Source organism: Enterococcus sp. LJL98 (assembly GCF_054871745.1).
On the sequence record NZ_JBTXLU010000009.1, the window covers coordinates 110,886 to 129,386 of the forward strand.

Below are 18,501 nucleotides of genomic sequence, written 5' to 3' on the forward strand. Positions count from 1 at the left end.
AATTGCCTTTATTGCTTACTTTACTTCTTCTACGTCCACTAGGTGAGCGACTGTGTTAATCATACCAGTGATTGCTTCATTGGTTGGTTTTACAACAGAACTGTTCACTTTTGTTAGACCTAACGCTTTAACGGTATCCTTTTGGTTTTGAGGACGTCCGATCACACTGCGTTTTAAAGTAATTTTTAATTCAGCCATGTTCTTGTCCTCCTTAACCGATTAGTTCTTCTACAGATTTACCGCGAAGTGCTGCCACTTCTTCTGCGCGTTTTAATTGTGTTAATCCATCAACAACTGCACGAACAACGTTGATTGGTGTGCTTGAACCTAGAGATTTCGTTGTGATGTCATTCACTCCAGCTAATTCTAAGACCGCACGAACGGTTCCACCAGCGGCAACCCCAGACCCCTCTACAGCAGGTTTCATTAAGACATTTCCGCCACTGTATGTTCCAATGACATCATGAGGGATTGTTGTTCCAACGATTGGCACTTCAATCAAGTTTTTCTTAGCGTTCTCAACGGCTTTGCGGATTGCTTCTGGTACTTCTTGTGCTTTACCAGTTCCAAATCCTACATGTCCATTTTTATCTCCAACGATTACTAAAGCTGCAAAACGTAAACGGCGTCCACCTTTAACAACTTTTGTTACGCGGTTAATCGCAACAACGCGGTCTTCTAATTCCAAATGTTTTGGATCGATATAAACCATGAATGGTGTTCCTCCTTCTCTTAAAATTCTAGTCCATTTTCGCGAGCGGCTGTTGCTAATGCTGCTACACGGCCATGGTAAAGGTACCCACCACGGTCAAAGACTACTTCTTTAATACCTTTTGCTGTTGCACGATCTGCGATTAATTTACCGACAGCTTGTGCTTGTTCCGTTTTGTTTGCACCTGAGATTTCTTTATCTAAGGCAGAGGCACTTGCTAGCGTCACACCCGCTACGTCATCAATAATTTGAGCGTAGATGTTTTTGTTAGAACGAAAAACGTTCAAGCGTGGGCACTCAGCAGTACCAGAAATTTTATTACGTACACGTTTATGTCTATTTTGACGTGTTTTATTTCTAGCTGGTTTTGTAATCACAATTGTCACCTCTTTTAAAATGCTAGCCTAAGCCGCGCTTCGTAAAAGCACTGTTTTACGAAGATTATTTACCAGTTTTACCTTCTTTACGGCGTACAAATTCACCAACATAGCGAATTCCTTTGCCTTTATACGGTTCTGGAGGACGAACGCCACGAATATTCGCTGCTAATTCACCTAATACTTCTTTGTCAATCCCTTTAACGATCACAGATGTTGCTGAAGGAACTTCAATTGTTGTTCCTGTAGGTGCATCGATCTCAACTGGATGAGAGTAACCAACATTCAATACAAGTTTTGTTCCTTGTAATTGTGCACGGTACCCTACCCCGATTAACTCTAAAGCTTTTTGGAACCCTTCGCTCACACCAACAACCATGTTATTGAAGTTTGCACGAGTAGTTCCATGAATTGTTTTCATGTCTTTACTATCATTTGGACGAGTGAATGTTACTTCGTTTCCTTCTACGTTCATTGTAATGTCTGAAGAGAAAGTACGAGTTAATTCTCCTTTAGGTCCTTTAACTGTAATGTCATTTCCGTTTTGTGTTACTTCAACACCTGCGGGAATCACGACTAATTTATTACCGATACGACTCACTTAGAGACACCTCCTTGTGTATGAATTTTAAATTACCAAACGTAAGCGACTACTTCGCCACCAACATTTTTCGCTCTCGCTTCTTTATCAGTGATGACACCTTCAGAAGTTGAGATGATTGCAATACCTAAACCGTTTAATACTTTTGGTACTTCGTCAGCTTTGACATATGCACGTAAGCCTGGTTTAGAAATACGTTTTAAGTTTGTGATAACACGCTCACCTGTTCTTCCATATTTAAGGAATACACGGATTACGCCTTGTTTATCATCTTCGATATATTCAACATCACGGATAAAACCTTCTTGTTTTAAGATTTCAGCGATGTCACGTTTAATTTTTGAAGCAGGTACTTCTAATACATCGTGTTTTACCATATTGGCATTACGAATGCGCGTTAGAAAATCTGCAATTGGATCTGTCATGACCATTAGATGTTTTACCTCCTTTATGCAAGTTTGCTTGTGTTTACCAGCTTGCTTTCTTCACGCCGGGAATTTGTCCTTTGTAGGCAAGTTCGCGGAAGCAAATACGGCAAAGCTTAAATTTACGATAAACTGAATGTGGACGTCCACAACGTTCGCAACGTGAATTTTGTTGTGTTGAGAATTTTGCAGGACGATTGTGCTTAGCAATCATTGACTTCTTAGCCACGTAGTTCGCCTCCTTTTTTTATTTTTGGAATGGCATGCCTAATTGTGTTAACAATTCACGAGATTCTTCATCTGTGTTGGCAGTCGTTACAATAACAATATCCATCCCACGTACTTTATCTACTAAATCGTAATCAACTTCTGGGAAGATTAATTGTTCTTTCACACCTAAAGTGTAGTTTCCACGTCCGTCGAAAGCTTTTTTGCTTACGCCATGGAAGTCACGTACACGAGGTAAAGCAACTGTTACTAATTTATCTAAAAATTCGTACATTCTTTCCCCACGTAAAGTAACTTTTGCACCGATTGGCATCCCATCACGTAAACGGAATCCAGCAATCGATTTTTTCGCTTTTGTAATTAAAGGTTTTTGACCTGTAATAATTTGTAATTCTTCAACAGCTTTGTCTAATGCTTTCGCGTTAGATACTGCTTCACCAACACCCATGTTGACAACAATCTTCTCAACTTTTGGTGCTTGCATGACTGATTTGTATTCGAATTTCTCAACTAATGTTGGGACAACTTCTTTATTATATTTTTCTTTAAGGCGGTTCATTACAATAAGCCCCTCCTTCCTTAATTTAGATTATTTATCAATAACTGCTCCGGATTTCTTAGAAACGCGGACTTTTTTACCATCGACTTCTTTGTAGCCTACACGTGTTGCTTCGCCAGTAGAAGGATCAATCACCATTACATTAGAAACATGAATGGGTGCCTCCATTTCAACGATGCCACCTTGTGGGGCTGCTTGAGAAGGTTTTTGGTGTTTTTTCACGATGTTTACACCTTCGACAACAACTTTCTCTTGCTTAGGTAACGTTGCTAGAACGATTGCCTCTTTGTTCTTGTCTTTTCCAGTGATAACTTTAACTTTATCGCCTTTTTTAACAAACATTATTGTTTCGCACCTCCTTTGATAATGAGTAAGAATTATAAGACTTCTGGTGCTAGTGAAACGATCTTCATGAAGTTGTTTTCGCGTAATTCACGAGCAACTGGGCCAAAGATACGCGTTCCACGAGGGCTCTTATCATCACGGATAATTACCGCAGCATTTTCGTCGAATTTAATATATGAACCATCTGTACGGCGTGCGCCTGATTTAGTACGAACGATGACAGCTTTTACGATTTCACCTTTTTTGACAACCCCACCTGGCGTTGCTTGTTTGACAGTAGCAACGATTACGTCACCAATGTTAGCAGTTTTACGGCCTGAGCCACCAAGGACTTTGATCGTTAAGATTTCACGAGCGCCTGAGTTATCTGCGACTTTTAAACGACTTTCTTGTTGGATCACGATGTGTATCCTCCTTTCAGATTTTGCAATTCAATCTATATAGGAAAACCTCGTGTGATTATTAAATAATCACTGCTTTTTCAATGATTTCTACTAGACGGAAACGCTTTGTAGCTGATAATGGACGAGTTTCCATAATTTTCACGATATCACCGATTTTTGCTTCGTTGTTCTCATCGTGAGCTTTGTATTTCTTAGAGTATTTCATTTGTTTACCATAAGTTTTGTGGTTACGTTTTGTCTCTACAACAACTGTAATTGTTTTGTCCATTTTGTCGGACTCTACACGACCTTGATAAACTTTGCGTTGATTTCTTTCCTCAGTCATACGCTAAACGGCCTCCTTCCAAATATTACTTTACTTGTTCACGCAATACTGTTTTAATGCGTGCAATCGATTTACGTACTTCTTTAATACGTGCAGTGTTTTCTAATTGTCCGGTTGCTAATTGGAATCGTAAGTTAAACAATTCTTCTTTTAATTGTTTTTCTTGCTCTAGCATTTCGGCAGTGGTTAATTCTCTGATTTCTTTAACCTTCATTCGATTCACCACCCATTTCTTCACGTTTTACAATCTTTGTTTTGATTGGTAATTTGTGTGATGCAAGACGTAATGCTTCACGCGCTACTTCTTCAGGTACACCCGCAACTTCAAACATGATTTTTCCACGTTTTACTGGAGATACCCATCCTTCTGGAGCCCCTTTACCTTTACCCATACGAACGCCGATTGCTTTACTTGTATATGATTTATGAGGGAAAATTTTGATCCATACTTTCCCACCACGTTTCATGTAACGAGTCATAGCGATACGAGATGCTTCGATCTGGCGGTTTGTGATCCAGTGTGATTCTACAGCTTGTAAGCCGTATTCACCAAATGATACTTCTTTTCCACCTTTAGCTTCTCCACGCATTTTACCACGGAATTCACGACGGTGTTTAACACGTTTAGGTACTAACATGCTTATTTCCCTCCTTTCTCAGTGTTTTTTTTAGTTGGAAGAATTTCTCCACGATAAATCCACACTTTAACTCCTAGTTTACCGTATGTTGTATCTGCTTCTTCCCATGCATAATCAATGTCTGCACGTAATGTATGTAACGGAACTGTTCCTTCAGAATATCCTTCGCTACGAGCAATATCTGCACCGTTTAAACGACCGGATACTTGTGTTTTAATTCCTTGAGCGCCTGCGCGCATTGTGCGTTGGATTGCTTGTTTTTGAGCACGACGGAAAGCAACACGGTTTTCTAATTGACGTGCGATTCCTTCACCAACTAATTTTGCATCTAAATCTGGTTTTTTGATTTCTACGATGTTGATGTGTACTTTCTTACCAGTTAATTTGTTTAATTGAGTTCTTAGGCTTTCAACTTCAGAACCACCTTTACCGATAACCATACCTGGTCGAGCTGTATGAATGGATACGTTCACGCGGTTAGCGGCACGTTCGATTTCTACAGTTGACACTGCGGCATCAGCAAGTTTTGTTGCAATGTATTTACGAATTTTCAAATCTTCGTGTAAAAAGTCTGCATAGTCTTTCTCAGCATACCATTTCGCATCCCAGTCACGGATGATGCCTACACGCATTCCAATTGGATGTATTTTTTGACCCACTGAATGTCCCTCCTTATTTTTCTGATACGACAACCGTCACATGACTTGTGCGTTTGTTGATTGGAGAAGCCGAGCCTTTTGCACGTGGACGGAAACGTTTCATCGTTGGTCCTTCGTTCACAAAAGCTTCAGATACTACCAGGTTTTCAACATCTAAGTCGAAGTTGTTTTCTGCGTTAGCTACTGCGGACATCAAAACTTTTTCGATGATTCCAGCAGCTTTGTTTGGTGTAAATTTTAAGATTGCAATTGCTTCTGCAACGCTTTTCCCTCTAACTAAATCAATGACAAGGCGTGATTTGCGAGGAGAAACGCGAACTGTTTTAGCAGTTGCTTTCGCTGATGTAATTTGTTCTGCCATCTGTATATCCTCCCCTCAGATTAACGTCTTGTTTTCTTATCGTCAGCAACGTGTCCGCGATAAGTTCTTGTTGGTGCAAATTCACCTAATTTATGTCCTACCATATCTTCTTGGATGTAAACAGGTACGTGTTTACGTCCATCATAGACAGCGATGGTGAAACCGATAAAACTTGGGAAGATTGTTGAACGACGTGACCAAGTTTTAATTACTTTTTTCTTTTCAACGCCCGCTTGTGCGTCGACCTTTTTCATTAAATGAGCATCAACGAAAGGCCCTTTTTTTAGACTACGACCCATGGTGAACCTCCTCTCAAAATGTGCAACACATGGTTAGTGTAATTATTTTTCATTACGACGACGAACGATATGTTTGTCTGATTGAGCTTTCTTATTACGAGTTTTGTAACCAATAGCTGGTTTGCCCCATGGTGATAATGGTGCTTTAAGCCCGATTGGCGCTTTCCCTTCACCACCACCGTGTGGGTGATCGTTCGGGTTCATTACGCTACCGCGAACAGTTGGGCGCTTACGCATCCAGCGCGAACGGCCAGCTTTACCAATATTGATTAATTCGTGTTGTTCGTTACCAACTGAACCGATTGTTGCACGGCAAGTTGCTAAGATCATACGAACCTCGCCTGAGTTTAGACGGATTAAAACGTATTTGCCTTCTTTACCAAGTACTTGTGCACTTGTTCCAGCTGAACGAATTAATTGTCCACCTTTTCCAGGTTTTAATTCGATGTTGTGAACGACCGTACCAACTGGAATGTTTGCTAGTGGTAACGCGTTCCCTACTTTAATATCTGCTTCTGGTCCAGAAACAAGACGCATACCTACTTCTAATCCTTTCGGTGCTAGAATGTATGCTTTTACTCCATCCTCGTAATGTACTAACGCGATGTTAGCAGAACGGTTTGGATCATATTCAATCGTTTTAACAAGTGCAACAACGTTATCTTTGTTACGCTTGAAGTCGATGATACGGTATTGACGTTTGTGTCCGCCACCATGATGGCGTACAGTAATGCGTCCCTTGTTGTTACGACCGGCATGGTTTTTTAATGGTGATAATAATGATTTCTCTGGAGTTGCTGTAGTAATTTCAGCAAAGTCAGAAGCTGTCATATTACGGCGACCATTTGTGGTAGCTTTATACTTTTTGATTGCCACGTCATTTTCCCTCCTATGTTAATAAGATTACGACTCAGGGATTACTCCGCTGAGAATAATTCGATTGCTTTTGAATCTTCAGTTAATGTCACAATCGCTTTGCGACGTTTGTTTGTATATCCTGCATATTTTCCTACACGTTTAAATTTCGGACGTACGTTAATTACGTTTACGTCTTTCACTTTCACATCAAAAGCAGCTTCTACAGCTTGTTTCACTAAAACTTTGTTTGCGCGCGTATCAACGTCAAAAGTATACTTTTTCTCGTCCATCGCTAGCATTGATTTCTCAGTGATTACTGGGCGTTTGATTACGTCTAATAAGTTCATTATGCAAGCACCTCCTCAATTTGAGTAAGAGCAGTTTGTGTTGCTAATACTTTATCGTTTGCTACGATATCTAAAACAGTTACGTTGTTCGATGCAATCACAGAAACGTTTGGTAAGTTACGAGCAGACAATGCTGCAAAATCGTTACCTTCTTCTAATACAACTAATACTTTCTTATCAATTGATAAGTTTGCAAGTACTTGTTTGAATTCTTGTGTTTTTGGTGCGTCAAAGTTTAATGCATCAACGACAACCAAGTTATTTTCAGCAACCAGTCCTGATAAAACAGATTTAATTGCTAAGCGACGAACTTTTTTAGGAAGTTTGTAGCTGTATGAACGAGGTGTTGGTCCAAAGACAACTCCTCCTCCACGCCATTGTGGTGAACGAATTGAACCTTGACGCGCACGTCCAGTTCCTTTTTGTCTCCACGGTTTACGACCACCGCCACGAACTGCACTACGGTTTTTAACCGCGTGTGTTCCTTGTCTTAATGAAGCACGTTGCATGATGATTGCATCGTAGACAACTGATTCATTCGGTTCGATTCCGAAGATTTCTTCGTTTAAAGTAATTTCGCCAATTTGGCTTCCATCTTGTTTAAATAATGCTACATTCGGCATTCCTTAGTTCCTCCTTTCTTCCTATCTAATTTATTTAGCTTTCACAGCTGATTTAATAGTAATCAATGATTTTTTCGCTCCAGGAACGTTACCTTTGATCATAATTGCGTTACGTTCTAAGTCAACACGTACAATTTCCAAGTTTTGGATAGTGATACGGTCGCCACCCATACGGCCAGCAAGTTTTTTCCCTTTGAACACACGGTTCGCAGCAACTGCTCCCATTGAACCAGGACGACGGTGGTAACGAGATCCGTGAGACATTGGTCCACGCGCTTGGCCATGACGTTTAATAACGCCTTGGAATCCTTTACCTTTTGAAGTTCCTGTAACATCAACGATATCGCCTGCTGAGAATACGTCAACTTTAATTTCTGATCCTACTTCTAAGCCCTCTAGCTCAACATTCTTGAATTCGCGAATGAAGCGCTTAGGAGCCGTGTTTGCTTTTGAAACATGACCTTTCGCAGGTTTGTTACTTAAAACCTCACGTTTATCTTGGTAACCAACTTGTACAGCTTCGTAACCATCTGTTGCTACAGTTTTTAATTGTAAGACAACGTTTGGTGTTGCTTCGATTACTGTTACTGGAATTAATTCACCAGATTCCGTAAAGATTTGAGTCATTCCCACTTTTTTCCCTAAGATTCCTTTGGTCATGATTACACCTCCACTTTACTAATTATAATTTGATTTCAATGTTCACACCTGATGGTAAGTCTAGCTTCATTAAAGCATCAACTGTTTTCGGTGTTGGGTTCACAATGTCGATTAGACGTTTGTGTGTACGCATTTCGAATTGCTCGCGTGAATCTTTGTATTTATGTGTCGCACGGATAACAGTGTATAGACTACGCTCTGTTGGTAATGGAATTGGACCAGACACGCTAGCACCAGTTCTTTTTGCAGTTTCTACAATTTTGTCCGCTGATTGATCTAAAATACGGTGTTCATACGCTTTTAAACGGATACGAATTTTTTGTTTTGCCATTATTTTCCCTCCTCGCCTCTTTCATAAGTAGACATAGCTCCACGAAAATTTTTCCGTCACGCTCGTCCATGGCAAAGCGTCCGGGCGTGTCGCAACCTCTCGTTTCCTAGCCGGTAAAAAAATCTTTTTACCAGTGCGTTCACTACTTGATGTAAACAGCACCTGTATGATTATATTATGAATGAAAGATAATAGCAAGCTTTTTCACTGCTTTTTTTCAAAAAATAGCAAGTTTCTTTCAGTTTATTCTTTTTCTAGTACACAATCCAAGAAAAATGCGTGCATTCAGTCTTTTGAAAAACCTTTCACGCATTTTTGATCCCTTTAATCTGACAAACCACGCTGGAAGATCCGTTGCAGCGGAAAATAGATCAAGGCGACTAGGAACATCGTCGATAAGACATTAATGATGCTCGCCGGAAGCTTCAACGCCGCGCCAGCAAAAGCATTCCCCCAATCACTCCCTAATATCCATAACATCACGGTATTTTTCAACTGTGTCATCAGCAGTTTAGCAATCCCTGTCACCCCACCGATTACCAATAATTGCCAGATTTTGGTGGGCTGCTTTTTAAATAGAAGAAAGGCACCATAAGCAAAGCCTCCCACAATAAAACTTTCAACTAAAAAATAAGGAGCCTCGGTCACGTAGCCATTTAACACATCAAAAAGCAGAAACCCAAGCCCACCCGCTAACGCTCCTTTACGATAGCCTAGCAATAAGACTGCTAGTAGTAAGACTGCGTTGCCCAAATGGATAAACGCACCGGTTGGCATCGGGATTTTTATCATCGTTCCAATGACGGTTAAAGCCGCAAACAAGGCAACATCGATGGTTTTCTTTATAGCGGATTCCTTTCTCATCTAGTGAACCTCCTTCATTCGTTCTTGCGCATGATTGTATGCTCCATGCCAAACGTGACCAACATGCGCGTTAAAGGCGACTCCTTGCTGAATCGCCGCAGCGACGAAAGTTTTTGCTTGGACAATCGACTCGAAGACGGTTTGCCCATTCGCAAGTCCCGCCGTGATAGCAGCTGAGAACGTGCAGCCGGCACCATGATTAAAGGTCGTTGAAAACAATGGACCTTCTATATATTCAAATGTCCGCCCGTCATAAAAAAGATCGAGAGCGATGTTCCCATAAGAAAATCGAGCGCCACCTTTGATGACAACATTTTTCGCTCCTTGTTGGTAAATGACACGTGCTGCTTCTTTCAGCATTTCTAAATTCCTTAAGTCTCCAATTTCAGACAAGATGCCCGCTTCGACTAAATTAGGTGTGACGATTAACGCTTGTGGAATCAAGTCACGTTTTAAACCGACCACACTTTCAGGTTGTAAAATTTGAGCCGTTCCTTTACATGCAATAACTGGATCAACGACAAGCTTGGTCATTTGTTGCTTTTCAATCCACTGACTTGCTCGTTGAATATTTCTTTCATTTCCTAACATCCCTGTTTTTAACGCATCGATGGGTTGTCCTGCAAAAGCAGAAACCAGTTGTTTTTCTACTAATTCTTCAGAAAGACTTGTTACTTCATGACTCCAACCTTGTTTTGGATCCATTGTTACAATGGCTGTTAGACTTGAAATACCAAAAACACCATATTCTTGAAACGTTTTTAAATCTGCTTGAATACCGGCACCACCGGTTGAATCCGAACCTGCAATGGTTAATGCTCGCTTCATGTGATCCCCCCTTTCTCTTTCATACGAGTATACATGAGAGAAAACTTGACGAAAACAGCCAATTGGACTATTTTAATACCATCCACTTTAAATAAAAGGAGCGAGTCGCATGTGGCAACCAAATAAAGAAAAAAAAGAACCACTATACCAACAAATTATGACGCATTTGATTCAACAAATCCAAATGGGCGAGCTAACTCCTGGCGAATCACTGCTTGCTGAACGGAAGTTAGCCGAACGCTATCAAGTCAACCGCTCGACAGTTGTGCGTGCACTAGAAGAGTTAGCGAGCCTTGGTTGGTTACTTCGCATCCACGGTAGCGGAACAATCATTGCTGAACGACATCCCGAACACTCCCCCATACCAAGCCCTTTCATTCGTTTACTTGGTCGTTCTCACTTCCAAGAAGATACCTACACGACAGCGATCAAAGAGCAATTAACGGACGAAAAAACTCTCGACGGCTTTACTGGAGACTTACCCCTTGAATTAATTCCTGATTTTCATTTCCCATCGATTTCATGGGAAAAACTCATTCTTGAAGAAAAAAAGAAAACAGCCGTTGGCTATGAACCTTTAAAAACTTTCATCCAACAAAAATTAGCGACAGAAATGCAGCAACCTCAGACAAATCAAAAAGTATTGATTACATCCGGTTCGACTCAAGGATTGATCTTACTACTTCAAAATCTTTTACAACAAGGCGACGTTTTAGCAACTGAAGAAAATTCTTTTTTATTTTCATTACCGATTTTCGCCCCTTTAGGTATCCGATGCATCGGTATCAAACAAGACCACCTAGGCATCGATTGCCAAGAACTCGAAAAAAAGATTTTACAGGGAAGAATTCGGGCGCTCTACCTCAATCCCAATTACCAAAATCCAACAAGTCTGACCATGTCTTTACAACGTAGACAAGAGATTCTTGCTTTGTGCCAAAAATACGCCATCCCGATCATCGAGGATGATATTTTCGCTGATTTAAACACTCAAATGCGTGCACCTTCATTGAAAGAACTTGCTCCTGAGCAGGTGATTTATCTAGGTTCTTTCTCAAAACTATTCAGTTCTCGAATTAAGATTGGATGGATTTATGCGAGTCCACAACTGATTAATCAACTAACTTTAACCAAACTTCAAACCGAACAAGAAACCGAACTTTTTCCACAGTTATTAGCAACCAGCGCATTGACCGCTCCTGACTACCAAAAGAAACATCAGCAATTACTAGAAGAACTAAAAAAACGCCAACAAACATTTGAACAAGGATTTCAAGCATTCGCGGCAGATTGGCATTGCCTGCCTATTCAAGGAGGATTGTATTATTGGATTACTTGGAAACACGGGAATTTAAAACGTAAAGATTGGGACTTATTCTTAGAAGAAAAGGTTGCAATTGCCCCCTCTTTTTTATTCGGGCAAACAACAAATCACTTTCGATTGAATTACACCCGCTTAAACGAAACGGATCAGGCTTGTTTTTTCGAAAAACTTCAGCGAATCACAAAAAAAATCAAACAAAAAAAACGAGAGAAAGGGTTTTAAACCTTCTCTCGCTTTTCATTTTAGCGACTATTATTTTTTAATAGTAGTTACAACGCCTGAACCAACAGTACGTCCGCCTTCACGGATTGAGAAGCGAGTTCCTTCTTCAATAGCGATTGGGTGGATTAAGTCAACGTCGATTGTTACGTTATCGCCAGGCATTACCATTTCAGTACCTTCTTGTAAGTGAACAACGCCAGTTACGTCAGTTGTTCGGAAGTAGAATTGTGGGCGGTAGTTAGTGAAGAATGGTGTATGACGTCCACCCTCTTCTTTACTTAATACGTAAACTTCAGCTACGAATTGAGTATGTGGAGTGATTGATCCTGGTTTAGATAATACTTGTCCACGTTGGATGTCTTCACGAGCAACCCCACGTAATAAAGCACCGATGTTATCGCCTGCTTCAGCGTAATCTAATAATTTACGGAACATTTCTACTCCTGTTACCGTAGTGTTTTTCGTTTCTTCGTCGATACCAACGATTTCAACTACGTCTCCAACGCGAACTTCTCCACGCTCAACACGTCCTGTAGCAACTGTTCCACGACCAGTGATTGAGAATACGTCCTCAACTGGCATCATGAATGGTTTGTCAGTATCACGTACTGGTGTTGGGATGTACTCGTCAACAGCAGCCATTAATTCGAAGATTTTCTCTTCGTATACTGGGTCGCCTTCTAAAGCACGTAAAGCAGAACCTGCAACAACTGGAGTGTCATCGCCTGGGAAATCGTAGTCTGATAATAAGTCACGAACTTCCATTTCTACTAATTCTAATAATTCTTCATCATCAACCATATCCATTTTGTTTAAGAATACAACGATGTATGGAACACCTACGTTACGAGATAATAAGATATGCTCGCGAGTTTGAGGCATTGGACCATCAGCAGCAGATACTACTAAGATCGCACCGTCCATTTGAGCAGCACCAGTGATCATGTTTTTAACATAGTCCGCGTGCCCTGGGCAGTCCACGTGAGCGTAGTGACGAGTTTCTGTTTCGTACTCTACGTGTGAAGTTGAAATTGTGATTCCACGTTCGCGCTCTTCTGGAGCACCATCGATTGCAGCGTATGCAGAAGCTTCAGCCCAACCTTTTTTAGATAATACAGTTGTGATTGCAGCTGTTAAAGTAGTTTTACCATGGTCAACGTGTCCGATAGTACCGATGTTCACATGGGGTTTAGAACGGTCAAATTTTTCTTTTGCCATTTTAAATGTTCCTCCTAAAAAGTTATAATTTTATTTTTATTCTGATAGGTAAGCAACCTTTTCAAAAAAGATTGCTTGCCCATATCATCGCTAACATTGTACACGAAATTCAACAAAAAACATAGCCATTTGCCAAATTTCATCGATCAAAAAGATTACTCAGCAGAACTTCCGCCATTTTTCTTAATGATTTCTTCTTGAATTGATTTTGGTACGTCTTCATAGTGATCAAAGACCATCATGAATGTTCCACGTCCTTGTGTTGAAGAACGTAGCGTTGTTGCGTAACCAAACATTTCTGATAATGGCACGATTGCATTTACAATTTGTGCATTACCATGCGCTTCCATACCTTCTACGCGTCCACGACGAGCAGTAACGTGTCCCATAATATCTCCTAAGTTATCTTCAGGAGCAGTGATTGTTACTTTCATCATTGGTTCAAGAATAGATGGTTTCGCTTTTTTCGCCGCTGCACGTAGCGCTAATGAAGCAGCTACACGGAATGCCGTTTCACTTGAATCGACATCATGGTAAGAACCATCGTAAAGTTTTGCTTTAATATCAACTAATGGGTAACCAGCTAAGACACCGTTAGCCATTGAGTCAACTAACCCTTTTTCAACTGCTGGGATGTATTCACGAGGAACCACACCACCGACAATCGCGTTTTCAAATTCAAAGCCAGCTCCTTCTTCGTTCGGAGTGAATTCGATCCATACGTGACCGTATTGACCTTTACCACCTGATTGACGAACGAATTTCCCTTCAACATCTGCTGGAGCGCGGAATGTTTCACGGTAAGATACTTGAGGCGCACCAACGTTTGCCTCAACTTTGAATTCACGGCGCATACGGTCAACTAACACGTCTAAGTGAAGCTCACCCATACCTGCGATCACTGTTTCACCCGTTTCAGCGTTTGAAGTTACGCGGAATGACGGATCTTCTTCCGCAAGTTTTTGTAAGGCCACACCCATTTTATCTTGGTCTGCTTTTGATTTTGGTTCAACCGCAACTTCGATAACTGGATCAGGGAATTCAATTGATTCTAAGATAACAGGATTTTTTTCGTCACATAAAGTGTCTCCTGTTGTTGTATCTTTCAAACCAACTGCTGCAGCGATATCTCCAGAATAAACCTCTTGGATTTCTTCACGAGAGTTCGCATGCATTTGTAAGATACGACCAACACGTTCGCGTTTGCCTTTTGAAGCATTCAATACGTATGAACCTGAGCTTAATACGCCAGAATATACACGGAAGAAAGTTAAACGACCAACGAACGGATCTGTCATTACTTTAAATGCTAGAGAAGAAAACGGTGCTTCATCAGATGATTCACGTTCTGTTTCTTCGTCTGTTTTCGGGTTAATCCCTTTAATTGAAGGAACATCAATCGGTGATGGCAAGTAATCAATTACTGCATCAAGTAACAATTGAACCCCTTTATTTTTGAAGGCTGTTCCACATAATACTGGGAAGAACTCAACCGTTAATGTTGCGTTACGAATCGCTGCTTTCAATTCATCCTCTTCGATTTCTTCTCCGTCTAGGAATTTCATCATTAAGTCTTCATCAAAATCTGCGACCGCTTCGATTAATTTTTCACGGTATTCTTGTGCTTGTTCTAAATATTCTGCTGGAATTTCTTCTTCGCGAATATCTGTCCCCATATCATTTGTATAGATTTCAGCTTTCATTTTTACCAAGTCGATGATACCTGTGAAGGTATCTTCTGCACCGATTGGTAATTGAATTGGATGTGCATTTGCTTGTAAGCGATCATGCAAAGTTGAAACAGAATATAAGAAGTCTGCCCCTGTTTTATCCATTTTGTTACAGAATACTGCACGTGGTACTTTATAGTCTGTCGCTTGACGCCAAACTGTTTCTGTTTGTGGTTCTACACCTGATTGTGAGTCCAAAACAGTTACTGCTCCGTCAAGTACACGTAATGAACGTTGAACTTCAATTGTGAAGTCCACGTGTCCTGGAGTATCAATGATGTTTACGCGGTTACCTTTCCATTGAGCTGTTGTAGCAGCTGATGTAATTGTAATTCCACGTTCTTGTTCCTGCTCCATCCAGTCCATTTGTGAAGCCCCTTCATGGGTTTCGCCAAGTTTGTGGATTTTACCAGTGTAATACAAGATACGCTCTGTTGTTGTTGTTTTACCAGCATCAACGTGGGCCATGATACCAATGTTACGAGTGTTTTCTAAAGAAAATTCTCTTGTCATACTAGGTTTGTTCTCCTCTCAAATTCTTACTTTGAAGCTAAGGTTGCAATATACCTTCCACTAAATAAAGTAGGGAGGATCTTACCAACGATAGTGAGCAAACGCACGGTTCGCTTCTGCCATTTTATGAACGTCTTCACGTTTTTTCACAGAAGCACCAGTATTATTCGCTGCATCCATGATTTCTTTTGCTAAACGTTCTTCCATTGTGTGCTCTCCACGCAGACGTGCGTAGTTGGCTACCCAACGAAGGCCTAAAGTTGTACGACGTTCAGGGCGAACTTCAACTGGTACTTGATAGTTAGAACCCCCAACACGACGAGCTTTTACTTCTAAGACAGGCATAACGTTCTTCATTGCTTGTTCGAAAACTTCCAATGGATCGTTACCTGTTGTTTCTTTAATAATGTCAAATGAGTTGTAGATAATGTTTGCAGCAACTCCACGTTTTCCATCAATCATGATACGGTTGATTAAACGAGTGACTACTTTTGAGTTATAAATCGGATCTGGTAAAACGTCACGTTTTGCAACTGGTCCTTTACGAGGCATCCATAACTCCTCCTTTACGAAAATATTTTTTTGTTCGATTATTTACGAATGAAATGATTTGCTTATTTTGCCGCTTTCGGGCGTTTTGTTCCATATTTAGAACGAGATTGTTTACGATCGTTTACACCAGCTGTATCTAGTGCACCACGAACAACGTGATAACGTACCCCTGGTAAGTCTTTTACACGTCCTCCGCGTAATAAGACAACACTGTGTTCTTGTAAGTTGTGGCCAATCCCTGGGATATAAGCTGTCACTTCAATTAAGTTAGATAAACGAACACGAGCATATTTACGTAACGCCGAGTTAGGTTTCTTAGGTGTCATTGTTCCCACACGAGTTGCAACCCCACGTTTTTGAGGTGAGTTCACATTTGTGTGTGTTTTCTTGAAACTGTTATATCCTTTGTTCAATGCAGGTGAATTTGATTTTTCAACCTGAGATTTACGAGGTTTACGTACTAATTGGTTAATTGTAGGCATTCCTTGTATTCCTCCTTCCTTAATCCGCTTTTATAGTCCCACACATCCAGGTGGTTCTTTTTATGCGATAAAAAATAATGCAATGTTTTGCATTTTTTGTCTGATTGTACTTTCAACAGTCAGCATGTCTAAAAAAGACCTGTATATAAGCACCTTCGAAATCATATCACGATAAAACCATCGTGTCAACCGCTAACATCTATTTTTTTTATTTTTATGGATTCTCGCTAGGCTTTTTTTCAAAACCCTTATATAATGAAGAAGATTCAGAATATGCAAAGGTGGGAATACGATTGAATTTAAAAGAAATGGTTGGAATAAAAGCAGCAAGCTACATTAAAGATGGAATGACCGTTGGACTTGGCACCGGTTCGACAGCCTATTATATGATTGAAGAACTCGGTCGTCGAGTAAAAGAAGAAGGACTAAAGATTGTAGGTGTACCAACTTCATACGCTTCACAACAACAAGCAGCCGCACTTGGCATCCCAGTGAAAACAATTGATGAAGTCAACCATGTCGACCTCACAATTGATGGCGCAGATGAAATTAGCGCGGACTTCCACGGCATTAAAGGAGGCGGAGCGGCCTTACTGTTTGAAAAAGTCGTTGCAACATATTCAAAAGAAATCATCTGGATTGTTGATGAGTCAAAAATGGTGCCTCAATTAGGGAAATTCCCCCTTCCAGTCGAAGTCATCCCCTATGGACAAGAGCAGCTCTTTCGTTTGTTCCAAGAAAAAGGGTACCAACCTGCTTTTCGAATGGCATCCGACGATACCTTGAAAAAAACCGATTCGGGTCACTCAATTATCGATTTACATTTAGACAAAATTGAAAACCCGATTGCTTTAGCCAAAGAACTTGATACACTTGTTGGCGTCGTAGAGCATGGTCTTTTCCTATCCATGGTAAATAAAGTCATTATCGGAAAAGAAAGTGGCCCAGAAGTGATCGATAATATTCGTTAAAAAACAATCCAAGCAGTGATGACTTTTTAGTCGCGCTGCTTGGATTGTTTTTAAATACACGTGCCCTTCTTTCCTCTCTTCAAATTTTTATTGTTCGCCCCACTTTTAATGGCATTTTTTCTTTTTTAGGTGTAAGGTTATAGGTGAAAGCAGATTCATAAAAAGAAGCTTGAGGAGGAATTTTCTATGCCAAAATTAGTCTTTGTCCGTCATGGTTTAAGCGAGTGGAACAAACTGGATTTATTCACCGGTTGGACCGATGTCGATTTAGCACCCGAAGGAGTCGAAGAAGCGATTGCGGGTGGTAGAAAAATTAAAGAAGCGAACATTGAATTCGATATTGCTTACACTTCCGTTTTAACCCGTGCCATTCGAACCTGTAATTTCATTTTAGAAGAAAGCAACCAACTCTGGGTCCCACAAATTAAGACTTGGCGCTTGAATGAACGCCATTATGGCGCACTACAAGGCTTAAACAAACAAGCGACGCGAGAGAAGTACGGGGATGAACAAGTTCACATCTGGCGTCGTTCATATGACGTCTTGCCTCCAATGTCAGAAGAAAAACCTGATCGACGATACCACTTCCTTGATCCAAACGACGTCCCTCGAGGAGAAAACTTGAAAGTAACGCTTGAACGTGCATTGCCATTTTGGCAAGATGAAATCGCTCCTGCCTTACTCGATCAAAAGACAGTCCTAGTTGCGGCTCACGGAAACTCCTTACGGGCTCTTGCCAAACATATCGAGGGAATCTCCGATGCAGACATTATGGATTTAGAAATCCCAACCGGCCAACCGCTTGTTTATGAGTTGAATGATGATTTAACGGTCAATAAAAAATATTACTTGTAACCTATCGAGGTGCTTCGAGCACACAGAAGCCCTTTAACGTAAAAACAGGAAGAAAGACCAAGGTGAATTGCCCCCTGTCAAGTAGACAGTATTAAAAACAAAAAACAATCTTTTAGTTTAACGCAATCTTTTATCCTGAGATTGCGTTTTTTATGCTGCTAATTTTCGGTATTCATTGGGTGAGTAACTA

29 protein-coding genes are annotated in these 18,501 nt (G+C 40.6%); 3 read left to right on the plus strand and 26 right to left on the minus strand.

Translation table 11 applies throughout. From position 1 onward, the window contains the following. Positions 1-15: 15 nt before the first annotated feature. The 22 genes from rpmD to thiD all read right to left on the minus strand — a co-directional run bounded on the left by rpmD (position 16) and on the right by thiD (position 10,444). Entirely contained in the window at positions 16-198 is a 183-nt protein-coding gene (gene rpmD / locus ACYSNO_RS08625) for a 50S ribosomal protein L30 (protein WP_461730672.1), read from the minus strand. Between the two features lie 13 nt (positions 199-211). After that, positions 212-712, minus strand: a complete 501-nt coding sequence (rpsE, locus tag ACYSNO_RS08630; RefSeq protein WP_461730673.1) for a 30S ribosomal protein S5 — start codon at positions 710-712, stop codon at positions 212-214. Positions 713-732: 20 nt separating this feature from the next. Continuing rightward, complete coding sequence (gene rplR, locus ACYSNO_RS08635) at positions 733-1,089, minus strand: 50S ribosomal protein L18 (protein WP_461730674.1); 357 nt, start codon at positions 1,087-1,089, stop codon at positions 733-735. A gap of 64 nt (positions 1,090-1,153) precedes the next feature. After that, positions 1,154-1,690, minus strand: a complete 537-nt coding sequence (gene rplF, locus ACYSNO_RS08640) for a 50S ribosomal protein L6 (RefSeq protein ID WP_461730675.1) — start codon at positions 1,688-1,690, stop codon at positions 1,154-1,156. 32 nt (positions 1,691-1,722) lie between these two features. After that, positions 1,723-2,121 (minus strand): 30S ribosomal protein S8, encoded by a 399-nt coding sequence (rpsH, locus tag ACYSNO_RS08645; RefSeq protein ID WP_461730676.1) that lies wholly within the window; start codon positions 2,119-2,121, stop codon positions 1,723-1,725. A 37-nt stretch (positions 2,122-2,158) separates the two neighbouring features. Further along, positions 2,159-2,344 (minus strand): type Z 30S ribosomal protein S14, encoded by a 186-nt coding sequence (locus tag ACYSNO_RS08650; RefSeq protein WP_204653301.1) that lies wholly within the window; start codon positions 2,342-2,344, stop codon positions 2,159-2,161. An 18-nt stretch (positions 2,345-2,362) separates the two neighbouring features. Beyond that, a complete protein-coding gene (rplE, locus tag ACYSNO_RS08655; protein WP_461730677.1) occupies positions 2,363-2,902 on the minus strand; it encodes a 50S ribosomal protein L5 in 540 nt (179 codons plus the stop codon). A 30-nt stretch (positions 2,903-2,932) separates the two neighbouring features. Next, the gene (gene rplX, locus ACYSNO_RS08660) at positions 2,933-3,244 is read right to left on the minus strand and encodes a 50S ribosomal protein L24 (RefSeq protein WP_461730678.1); all 312 of its coding nucleotides are present in this window, start codon (positions 3,242-3,244) and stop codon (positions 2,933-2,935) included. A 35-nt stretch (positions 3,245-3,279) separates the two neighbouring features. Beyond that, complete coding sequence (gene rplN, locus ACYSNO_RS08665) at positions 3,280-3,648, minus strand: 50S ribosomal protein L14 (RefSeq protein WP_461730679.1); 369 nt, start codon at positions 3,646-3,648, stop codon at positions 3,280-3,282. A gap of 61 nt (positions 3,649-3,709) precedes the next feature. After that, positions 3,710-3,976, minus strand: a complete 267-nt coding sequence (gene rpsQ, locus ACYSNO_RS08670; RefSeq protein ID WP_461730680.1) for a 30S ribosomal protein S17 — start codon at positions 3,974-3,976, stop codon at positions 3,710-3,712. Between the two features lie 25 nt (positions 3,977-4,001). Next, positions 4,002-4,190 carry a 50S ribosomal protein L29 gene (gene rpmC, locus ACYSNO_RS08675; protein ID WP_461730701.1) on the minus strand — a complete coding sequence of 63 codons (189 nt, stop codon included), beginning with the start codon at positions 4,188-4,190 and terminating at the stop codon, positions 4,002-4,004. Further along, entirely contained in the window at positions 4,180-4,614 is a 435-nt protein-coding gene (gene rplP / locus ACYSNO_RS08680; RefSeq protein ID WP_461730681.1) for a 50S ribosomal protein L16, read from the minus strand. Before rplP ends, rpmC begins: the two co-directional genes overlap by 11 nt. A 2-nt stretch (positions 4,615-4,616) precedes the next feature. After that, complete coding sequence (rpsC, locus tag ACYSNO_RS08685; RefSeq protein WP_461730682.1) at positions 4,617-5,273, minus strand: 30S ribosomal protein S3; 657 nt, start codon at positions 5,271-5,273, stop codon at positions 4,617-4,619. 13 nt (positions 5,274-5,286) lie between these two features. Then, complete coding sequence (rplV, locus tag ACYSNO_RS08690; protein ID WP_461730683.1) at positions 5,287-5,634, minus strand: 50S ribosomal protein L22; 348 nt, start codon at positions 5,632-5,634, stop codon at positions 5,287-5,289. 20 nt (positions 5,635-5,654) lie between these two features. Beyond that, on the minus strand, positions 5,655-5,933 hold the full coding sequence (gene rpsS / locus ACYSNO_RS08695; RefSeq protein WP_461730684.1) for a 30S ribosomal protein S19: 279 nt from the start codon (positions 5,931-5,933) through the stop codon (positions 5,655-5,657). A gap of 42 nt (positions 5,934-5,975) precedes the next feature. Then, on the minus strand, positions 5,976-6,809 hold the full coding sequence (rplB, locus tag ACYSNO_RS08700) for a 50S ribosomal protein L2 (protein ID WP_461730685.1): 834 nt from the start codon (positions 6,807-6,809) through the stop codon (positions 5,976-5,978). Positions 6,810-6,850: 41 nt separating this feature from the next. Then, complete coding sequence (locus ACYSNO_RS08705; RefSeq protein WP_461730686.1) at positions 6,851-7,138, minus strand: 50S ribosomal protein L23; 288 nt, start codon at positions 7,136-7,138, stop codon at positions 6,851-6,853. Next, positions 7,138-7,761, minus strand: coding sequence for a 50S ribosomal protein L4 (rplD, locus tag ACYSNO_RS08710; protein WP_461730687.1), 624 nt, complete (start codon positions 7,759-7,761; stop codon positions 7,138-7,140). The genes ACYSNO_RS08705 and rplD overlap by 1 nt, the downstream gene beginning before the upstream one ends. 30 nt (positions 7,762-7,791) lie before the next feature. Further along, positions 7,792-8,421, minus strand: a complete 630-nt coding sequence (rplC, locus tag ACYSNO_RS08715; protein WP_461730688.1) for a 50S ribosomal protein L3 — start codon at positions 8,419-8,421, stop codon at positions 7,792-7,794. 22 nt (positions 8,422-8,443) lie between these two features. Then, the gene (gene rpsJ, locus ACYSNO_RS08720) at positions 8,444-8,752 is read right to left on the minus strand and encodes a 30S ribosomal protein S10 (RefSeq protein WP_005880808.1); all 309 of its coding nucleotides are present in this window, start codon (positions 8,750-8,752) and stop codon (positions 8,444-8,446) included. A 324-nt stretch (positions 8,753-9,076) separates the two neighbouring features. Continuing rightward, positions 9,077-9,616 (minus strand): ECF transporter S component, encoded by a 540-nt coding sequence (locus ACYSNO_RS08725; protein ID WP_461730689.1) that lies wholly within the window; start codon positions 9,614-9,616, stop codon positions 9,077-9,079. Next, complete coding sequence (gene thiD / locus ACYSNO_RS08730; RefSeq protein ID WP_461730690.1) at positions 9,617-10,444, minus strand: bifunctional hydroxymethylpyrimidine kinase/phosphomethylpyrimidine kinase; 828 nt, start codon at positions 10,442-10,444, stop codon at positions 9,617-9,619. 109 nt (positions 10,445-10,553) lie between these two features. On the opposite strand from thiD, the gene ACYSNO_RS08735 reads away from it, so the two are divergent. Next, on the plus strand, positions 10,554-11,990 hold the full coding sequence (locus ACYSNO_RS08735; protein ID WP_461730691.1) for an aminotransferase-like domain-containing protein: 1,437 nt from the start codon (positions 10,554-10,556) through the stop codon (positions 11,988-11,990). Positions 11,991-12,020: 30 nt separating this feature from the next. On the opposite strand, the gene tuf is transcribed toward ACYSNO_RS08735, so the two are convergent. The 4 genes from tuf to rpsL form a co-directional block, all read right to left on the minus strand. Then, positions 12,021-13,208 carry an elongation factor Tu gene (tuf, locus tag ACYSNO_RS08740; RefSeq protein ID WP_461730692.1) on the minus strand — a complete coding sequence of 396 codons (1,188 nt, stop codon included), beginning with the start codon at positions 13,206-13,208 and terminating at the stop codon, positions 12,021-12,023. 155 nt (positions 13,209-13,363) lie between these two features. Continuing rightward, positions 13,364-15,451 (minus strand): elongation factor G, encoded by a 2,088-nt coding sequence (fusA, locus tag ACYSNO_RS08745; protein WP_461730693.1) that lies wholly within the window; start codon positions 15,449-15,451, stop codon positions 13,364-13,366. A gap of 81 nt (positions 15,452-15,532) precedes the next feature. Next, the gene (rpsG, locus tag ACYSNO_RS08750; RefSeq protein ID WP_461730694.1) at positions 15,533-16,003 is read right to left on the minus strand and encodes a 30S ribosomal protein S7; all 471 of its coding nucleotides are present in this window, start codon (positions 16,001-16,003) and stop codon (positions 15,533-15,535) included. A 62-nt stretch (positions 16,004-16,065) separates the two neighbouring features. Then, positions 16,066-16,485 (minus strand): 30S ribosomal protein S12, encoded by a 420-nt coding sequence (gene rpsL / locus ACYSNO_RS08755; protein ID WP_461730695.1) that lies wholly within the window; start codon positions 16,483-16,485, stop codon positions 16,066-16,068. A gap of 293 nt (positions 16,486-16,778) precedes the next feature. Between rpsL and rpiA the strand changes: the two genes are divergently transcribed. Together rpiA and gpmA are read left to right on the plus strand one after the other, a co-directional pair. Continuing rightward, on the plus strand, positions 16,779-17,456 hold the full coding sequence (gene rpiA, locus ACYSNO_RS08760) for a ribose-5-phosphate isomerase RpiA (RefSeq protein ID WP_461730696.1): 678 nt from the start codon (positions 16,779-16,781) through the stop codon (positions 17,454-17,456). A gap of 186 nt (positions 17,457-17,642) precedes the next feature. Next, on the plus strand, positions 17,643-18,311 hold the full coding sequence (gene gpmA, locus ACYSNO_RS08765; RefSeq protein ID WP_461730697.1) for a 2,3-diphosphoglycerate-dependent phosphoglycerate mutase: 669 nt from the start codon (positions 17,643-17,645) through the stop codon (positions 18,309-18,311). The last annotated feature ends 190 nt before the right edge of the window (positions 18,312-18,501 follow it).

Excerpts from the sequence above, each read along its gene's own strand:
- rpsQ (WP_461730680.1), bottom strand. The coding sequence starts at position 3,976 with ATGACTGAGGAAAGAAATCAACGCAAAGTTTATCAAGGTCGTGTAGAG.
- rpsJ (WP_005880808.1), bottom strand. The coding sequence starts at position 8,752 with ATGGCAAAACAAAAAATTCGTATCCGTTTAAAAGCGTATGAACACCGT.
- rplD (WP_461730687.1), bottom strand. The coding sequence starts at position 7,761 with ATGCCGAATGTAGCATTATTTAAACAAGATGGAAGCCAAATTGGCGAA.
- rpmC (WP_461730701.1), bottom strand. The coding sequence starts at position 4,190 with ATGAAGGTTAAAGAAATCAGAGAATTAACCACTGCCGAAATGCTAGAG.
- rplC (WP_461730688.1), bottom strand. The coding sequence starts at position 8,421 with ATGACCAAAGGAATCTTAGGGAAAAAAGTGGGAATGACTCAAATCTTT.
- ACYSNO_RS08735 (WP_461730691.1), top strand. The coding sequence starts at position 10,554 with ATGTGGCAACCAAATAAAGAAAAAAAAGAACCACTATACCAACAAATT.
- rpsL (WP_461730695.1), bottom strand. The coding sequence starts at position 16,485 with ATGCCTACAATTAACCAATTAGTACGTAAACCTCGTAAATCTCAGGTT.
- rplP (WP_461730681.1), bottom strand. The coding sequence starts at position 4,614 with ATGTTAGTACCTAAACGTGTTAAACACCGTCGTGAATTCCGTGGTAAA.
- rpsS (WP_461730684.1), bottom strand. The coding sequence starts at position 5,933 with ATGGGTCGTAGTCTAAAAAAAGGGCCTTTCGTTGATGCTCATTTAATG.
- tuf (WP_461730692.1), bottom strand. The coding sequence starts at position 13,208 with ATGGCAAAAGAAAAATTTGACCGTTCTAAACCCCATGTGAACATCGGT.
- rpsE (WP_461730673.1), bottom strand. The coding sequence starts at position 712 with ATGGTTTATATCGATCCAAAACATTTGGAATTAGAAGACCGCGTTGTT.
- fusA (WP_461730693.1), bottom strand. The coding sequence starts at position 15,451 with ATGACAAGAGAATTTTCTTTAGAAAACACTCGTAACATTGGTATCATG.
- rpsH (WP_461730676.1), bottom strand. The coding sequence starts at position 2,121 with ATGGTCATGACAGATCCAATTGCAGATTTTCTAACGCGCATTCGTAAT.
- rpmD (WP_461730672.1), bottom strand. The coding sequence starts at position 198 with ATGGCTGAATTAAAAATTACTTTAAAACGCAGTGTGATCGGACGTCCT.
- rplE (WP_461730677.1), bottom strand. The coding sequence starts at position 2,902 with ATGAACCGCCTTAAAGAAAAATATAATAAAGAAGTTGTCCCAACATTA.
- rpsG (WP_461730694.1), bottom strand. The coding sequence starts at position 16,003 with ATGCCTCGTAAAGGACCAGTTGCAAAACGTGACGTTTTACCAGATCCG.
- thiD (WP_461730690.1), bottom strand. The coding sequence starts at position 10,444 with ATGAAGCGAGCATTAACCATTGCAGGTTCGGATTCAACCGGTGGTGCC.
- ACYSNO_RS08705 (WP_461730686.1), bottom strand. The coding sequence starts at position 7,138 with ATGAACTTATTAGACGTAATCAAACGCCCAGTAATCACTGAGAAATCA.
- rplV (WP_461730683.1), bottom strand. The coding sequence starts at position 5,634 with ATGGCAGAACAAATTACATCAGCGAAAGCAACTGCTAAAACAGTTCGC.
- ACYSNO_RS08725 (WP_461730689.1), bottom strand. The coding sequence starts at position 9,616 with ATGAGAAAGGAATCCGCTATAAAGAAAACCATCGATGTTGCCTTGTTT.
- rplX (WP_461730678.1), bottom strand. The coding sequence starts at position 3,244 with ATGTTTGTTAAAAAAGGCGATAAAGTTAAAGTTATCACTGGAAAAGAC.
- gpmA (WP_461730697.1), top strand. The coding sequence starts at position 17,643 with ATGCCAAAATTAGTCTTTGTCCGTCATGGTTTAAGCGAGTGGAACAAA.